This window comes from Mycobacterium sp., assembly GCF_035506235.1.
Classification (GTDB): domain Bacteria; phylum Actinomycetota; class Actinomycetes; order Mycobacteriales; family Mycobacteriaceae; genus Mycobacterium.
Genome location: NZ_DATJPU010000273.1, coordinates 1 through 5,437, shown reverse-complemented (window position 1 = coordinate 5,437; position 5,437 = coordinate 1). Strand labels below are relative to the sequence as shown.

The window sequence follows — 5,437 nt, the reverse complement described above, 5'->3', positions numbered from 1 at the left end:
GTTGTGGTAGATGACGGTATCGCCCATCTAGGCGTCCCCGTCGAAAAGCCCTGTCACGGAGCCGTTTTCGAACACGGCGCGAATGGTGCTGGCCAGCAGGGGCGCGATGGACAAGACCGTGAGCTGCGCGAAGCGCTTCTGCTCGTCGATCGGCAGCGTGTTCGTGACGATCACCTCGCGGGCGCCGCACGCGGCCAGGCGCTGGGCGGCCGGATCGGACAGCACGCCGTGGGTCGCCGCGATCACCACGTCACTGGCGCCGTCGTCGCGCAGCAGCTGCACCGCGCCGGCGATGGTGCCGCCGGTGTCGATCATGTCGTCGATCAGCACACACGTCCGCCCGGAGACCTCGCCGACGACGCGGTTGGAGACCACCTGGTTGGGCACCCGCGGATCGCGGGTCTTGTGAATGAAGGCCAGCGGAACGCCGCCCAGCGCGTCGGCCCATTTCTCGGCGATGCGCACCCGGCCCGAGTCGGGGGAGACCACCACCATGTTGCCGTCCGGGTAGTTGTCCTTGATGTAGCCGGTCAGCAGGTTCTGGGCGCGCATGTGGTCGACGGGCCCGTCGAAGAAGCCCTGGATCTGGTCGGTGTGCAGGTCGACGGTCACGATCCGGTCGGCGCCGGCCGTCTTGAGCAGGTCGGCGACCAGCCGCGCGGAGATGGGTTCGCGGCCGCGGTGCTTCTTGTCCTGCCGCGCATAGGGGTAGAACGGCATGACCGCGGTGATCCTCTTCGCGCTGCCCCGCTTGAGCGCGTCGATCATGATCAGCTGTTCCATCAGCCAGTTGTTCACCGGCGCCGGGTTCGATTGCAGGACGAAAGCGTCGCATCCGCGCACCGACTCGTGGAAGCGAACGAATATCTCCCCGTTGGCGAACTCCCGCGCGGTCTGGGCGGTGACGTGGACGTCGAGCTCCTTGGCAACCTGCTCGGCCAGCTCCGGATGCGCGCGGCCCGAGAACAGCATCAGGTTTTTTCGGTTATCGGTCCAGTCGTGGCTCAACGCACTGCCCTCGCCGTTCGGGAATTGGAAAAACCAATCGTACGAGGCGAATCGTACGGAAATGTGGCCGGGTTGCCAGCTGCCAAATTCACCGTGTCTATTCGGATTCTGGCGAAGGCGTGGTCGGAGGCTCGTGCTTGGCGGCTTTCTCGGCCGCCTGCGCCGCCGCGCTGCCCGGCCGCTTGCGCTGTACCCACCCCTCGATGTTGCGTTGCGGGCCCGCCGAGACGGCCAGGGCCCCGGGCGGGACGTCCTCGCGGACCACTGTCCCGGCGCCCGTATAGGCCCCGTCGCCGACGGTCACCGGCGCGACGAACATGGTGTCCGACCCGGTGCGCACGTGCGAGCCGACGGTGGTGCGCCACTTGGATTCGCCGTCGTAGTTGACGAACACGCTGGACGCGCCGATGTTGCTGTGCTCGCCGATGTCGGCGTCGCCCACGTACGTCAGGTGCGGGACCTTGGTGCCCGTCCCGATGTTGGAGTTCTTGGTCTCGACGAACGCGCCGAGCTTGCCGTCGGATCCCAGCGCGGTCCCCGGCCGCAGGTAGGTGTACGGCCCGACCGTGGCGCCGTCCCCGATCGACGAGGACGCGCCGTGGGTGCGGACCACCGACGCGCCGTCACCGACGCTGACGTCGGTCAGGGTGGTGTCGGGCCCGACGACGCAGCGACCCCCGACCCGGGTGCGGCCCAGCAACTGGGTGCCGGGGTGGATCACGGTGTCCCGGCCGATCGTGACGTCGACATCGATCCAGGTGGTGGCCGGATCCACGACAGTCACGCCGGACATCTGATGTGCGGCGACGATGCGGCGGTTGAGTTCGGCGCCCAGTTCGGCCAGCTGGACCCGGTTGTTGACGCCGGCCACCAGCGCGCTGTCGGCGACGTGCTGGGCGTGCACCGTCCGGCAGTCGCCGCGCAGGATGGCGACGACGTCGGTCAGGTAGAGCTCTTGCTGGGCGTTGTTGGCGCTCAGGCGGCTCAGCGCCGACCGCAGCGCCGTGATGTCGAAGGCGTAGACGCCGGCGTTGACCTCGCGGATCTCGCGTTGCGAGGGCGTCGCGTCGGTGTGCTCGACGATCCCCATCACTTCGTTGTCCTGGGTGCGCAGGATGCGGCCGTAGCCGGCCGGGTCGCTCAGCGTCGTGGTGAGCACCGTCGCCGCGGCCGATCCCGCGCCGTGGGTGGCGATCAGGCCGGCCAGGGTGTCGGCGTCCAGCAGCGGTGTGTCACCGGAGGTGACGACGACCACGCCGGCGTAGTCGTCGGGCAGGGCGGACAGGCCGCACAGGACCGCGTGTCCGGTGCCCTGTGGCCGGTCCTGCAGCGCCACGTCGACCGTGCGTCCGAGGGTGTCGGCCAGCTCGGTGACCAGCGGCTCGATGCGCTGGTGGTCGTGGCCCAGGACCACGACCAGATGCCGGGGCGCCACCTTGGCGACGGCGTGCAGGGAATGCGACAGCATGCTGCGGCCGGCGAGGGTGTGCAGCACCTTCGGGGTGTTCGACCGCATCCTGGTGCCGGGTCCTGCCGCGAGAATCAGGACCGCGGTGTCACCACGAAACGACACGAATCTCCTTTCCGCGCGAGCGTGCGTTTGTACGCCGACACGCCGTCAAGCGTGGCATTTCATGCACGCTCGAGGCAAAGAGCCACGCTCCGTCGCCAGGACTCGAACCTGAACTCTCAGAACCAAAATCTGATGTGCTGCCGATTACACCACGACGGATTGCTTGGGCCATAGGGAGCGGGCGCCACCAAGAGACTCTAGACGGGACGGTTCCGTTGCGCCGAACCGATACGCTGATTGACGTGGCCGTTCTGGACTCCTCCACACAAAAAGAGCCGGACAAAGAAGCGCGGGCGCCGCGCGCCCGGATGACCGGAAGCGAACGACGGCAGCAGCTCGTCGGCATCGCACGTTCGCTGTTCGCCGAGCGGGGTTACGAGGGCACCTCGATCGAAGAGATCGCGCTGCGGGCCAACGTCTCCAAGCCGGTCGTCTACGAACATTTCGGCGGCAAGGAGGGCTTGTACGCCGTCGTCGTCGACCGGGAGATGTCGGCGTTGCTGGACGGTATCACCTCGTCGCTGACCAACAACCGTTCCCGGGTGCGGGTCGAGCGGGTGGCGCTGGCGCTGCTCACCTACGTCGAGGAACGCACCGATGGCTTCCGGATCATGATCCGCGACTCGCCGGCCGCGATCAGCTCGGGCACCTACTCCAGCCTGCTCAACGACGCCGTCAGCCAGGTCAGCTCCATCCTGGCCGGCGACTTCGCCCGCCGGGGCCTGGATCCCGACCTGGCACCGCTCTATGCGCAGGCGCTGGTGGGCTCGGTGTCGATGACGGCGCAATGGTGGCTCGACACCCGCGAGCCCAAAAAGGAAGTGGTCGCCGCGCACCTGGTCAACCTGATGTGGAACGGCCTGACCCACCTGGAGGCCGATCCGCGCCTGCAGGACGAATAGCTAACCGCAGTCGCGGGCGAGCAGGTCGGCGATCGTCTCGCGGCGGATCAGGGCGCGGGCCCGGCCAGCCTTCACCGCCACCAGGGCCGGCCGCCCGACCATGTTGTAGTTCGACGCCATGCTGTGGTGGTAGGCGCCGGTGCAGGCCACGGCCAACAGGTCGCCGGGGCGAAGGTCCGCCGGCAGCTCGATGTCGCGGGCGATCTCGTCGCCCGCCTCGCAGTGCCGGCCGACCACGGTCACGCGCTGCTTGATCCCCGTCGAGTGCCGGTTGGCCAGCGTGACCGTGTATTGGGCGCCATACAACGACACCCGTGGGTTGTCGCTCATCCCGCCGTCGACGGCGACGAAGGTGCGGCCGCCCGGGCGCGTCTTTAGCGAGCACACCCGATACAGCGTCACACCGGCCCGGCCGCTGATGGCGCGACCGGGTTCCACCACGACGGTCGGCCGCGGGAAATGCTCGGCGGCGCAGGCCTCGTCCAGGGCATCCTCGATGACTCGGGCCAGCGCGTCGACGTCGAGCTCGCGATCGCCGGGGATGTAGGGGATGGCGTGGCCGCCGCCGATGTTGAGCTCGGTCAGGATGACGCCGTGGCGGGCGCGGACGTCGGCCATGGCGGCGATCATCCGGCGGATCGCCTCGCCGTAGAGGGCCGGGTCGGTGACCTGCGAGCCGATATGGCAGTGCAGCCCCACCAGGTCGAGGATGGGGTGCGCCAGCACGCGTTTCACCGCATCGGCCGCGTGCTCATCGGCGAGGGTGAAGCCGAACTTCTGGTCGCTGATGCCGGTGCTGACGGCGCGGTGTCCGTGAATGTCGACATCGGGCGTCACCCGGATCAGCACCGGCTGGCGGCTGGGGGCCACACCCGCGAGATAGGCGATCTCGATGCACGAATCGAGCACGATGCGCCCCACGCCCGCGCGCACCGCGTCGCGCAGCTCGTCGGGCGATTTCGCGTTGCCGTGCATCACGATCCGCGCCGGGTTCACTCCGCCGGCCAGGGCAACGGCCAGTTCACCGCTCGAGCAGACGTCGACACCGAGGCCCTCTTCGCGCGCCCACCGCGCCACCGCGGTGGTCAGCAGCGACTTCCCGGCGTAAACGACCCTGACGCCGCGCAGCGCCTTGCGGTAGCGGCGGGCGCGATCGCGGAAGTCGGCCTCGTCGATGACGTAGGCCGGCGTGTCGAACTCGTCGGCGATATCGACCAGCGGCACGCCACCGACGCGGAGCCGCCCGTGGTCATCGGATTGGGTCGTGACGGGCCAGATCGCGGCATCGAACCGGCGGGGTGCCGCCCGGCCGAGCGACGGCACGATGTCAAGCAGTGTCATGACTTCAAAATGCGTCCGGCCCGCGTCGGGTGCCGCTTTTCTTACGATCCCTTGACGCCGCCGGGGCCAATCTTGACGTTGTTCGGCGCACTTAGAATGGATTCATCATGACCGCACCGGGGCCTGCCCGCCCAGAAACCCCGATCGCGGGGCTCGTGGACCTGGCGCTGACCGCGCCGACCTTCCGGCAGTTGATCGACAGCGCGGCAACCCGACCCGCCGAATTGAGCCTGGTCGGACCGGCCAGCGCCCGGTTGTTCGTCGCCGGCGCGCTGGCGCGGCTGGGTCCGTTGCTCGTGGTCACCGCGACGGGGCGCGAGGCCGATGACCTGACCGCCGAACTGCGCGGCGTGTTCGGCGACGCGGTGGCGATCTTCCCGTCCTGGGAAACCCTGCCGCACGAACGGCTTTCACCCGGCATCGACACCGTCGGCGCCCGAATGCTGGTGCTGCGCCGGCTGGCCCGTCCGGACGACTCGCGCCTGGGCCCGCCGCTGCAAGTGGTGGTGACGGCGGTGCGTTCGCTGCTGCAGCCGATGACGCCGCGCCTGGGCGACGTGGAGCCGGTCACCCTCGGCGTCGGCCGGGAGATCGCCTTCGAGGACGTCATCGC

At 69.0% G+C, this 5,437-nt stretch carries 4 protein-coding genes, 1 tRNA gene and 1 pseudogene; 2 read left to right on the top strand and 4 right to left on the bottom strand.

Annotated features, from left to right (window positions below):
• Nucleotides 1-27 precede the first annotated feature (27 nt).
• From VMD50_RS26135 to VMD50_RS26125, 3 genes are all read right to left on the bottom strand, one after another.
• Entirely contained in the window at nucleotides 28-1,008 is a 981-nt protein-coding gene (locus tag VMD50_RS26135; protein ID WP_325432228.1) for a ribose-phosphate diphosphokinase, read from the bottom strand.
• 97 nt (nucleotides 1,009-1,105) lie between these two features.
• Entirely contained in the window at nucleotides 1,106-2,581 is a 1,476-nt protein-coding gene (glmU, locus tag VMD50_RS26130; protein ID WP_325432226.1) for a bifunctional UDP-N-acetylglucosamine diphosphorylase/glucosamine-1-phosphate N-acetyltransferase GlmU, read from the bottom strand.
• Between the two features lie 87 nt (nucleotides 2,582-2,668).
• Nucleotides 2,669-2,740, bottom strand: a tRNA-Gln gene (locus VMD50_RS26125).
• 149 nt (nucleotides 2,741-2,889) lie between these two features.
• Here VMD50_RS26125 and VMD50_RS26120 point away from each other — a divergent pair.
• Nucleotides 2,890-3,483 (top strand): TetR/AcrR family transcriptional regulator, encoded by a 594-nt coding sequence (locus VMD50_RS26120; protein WP_325432230.1) that lies wholly within the window; start codon nucleotides 2,890-2,892, stop codon nucleotides 3,481-3,483.
• Here VMD50_RS26120 and lysA read toward each other — a convergent pair whose 3' ends face one another.
• On the bottom strand, nucleotides 3,484-4,824 hold the full coding sequence (gene lysA / locus VMD50_RS26115; protein ID WP_325432224.1) for a diaminopimelate decarboxylase: 1,341 nt from the start codon (nucleotides 4,822-4,824) through the stop codon (nucleotides 3,484-3,486).
• 107 nt (nucleotides 4,825-4,931) lie between these two features.
• Between lysA and VMD50_RS26110 the strand changes: the two are divergent.
• Nucleotides 4,932-5,437, top strand: a pseudogene (locus tag VMD50_RS26110) (transcription-repair coupling factor); the annotation flags it as partial.

Excerpts from the sequence above, each read along its gene's own strand:
- VMD50_RS26120 (WP_325432230.1), top strand. The coding sequence starts at position 2,890 with ATGACCGGAAGCGAACGACGGCAGCAGCTCGTCGGCATCGCACGTTCG.
- lysA (WP_325432224.1), bottom strand. The coding sequence starts at position 4,824 with ATGACACTGCTTGACATCGTGCCGTCGCTCGGCCGGGCGGCACCCCGC.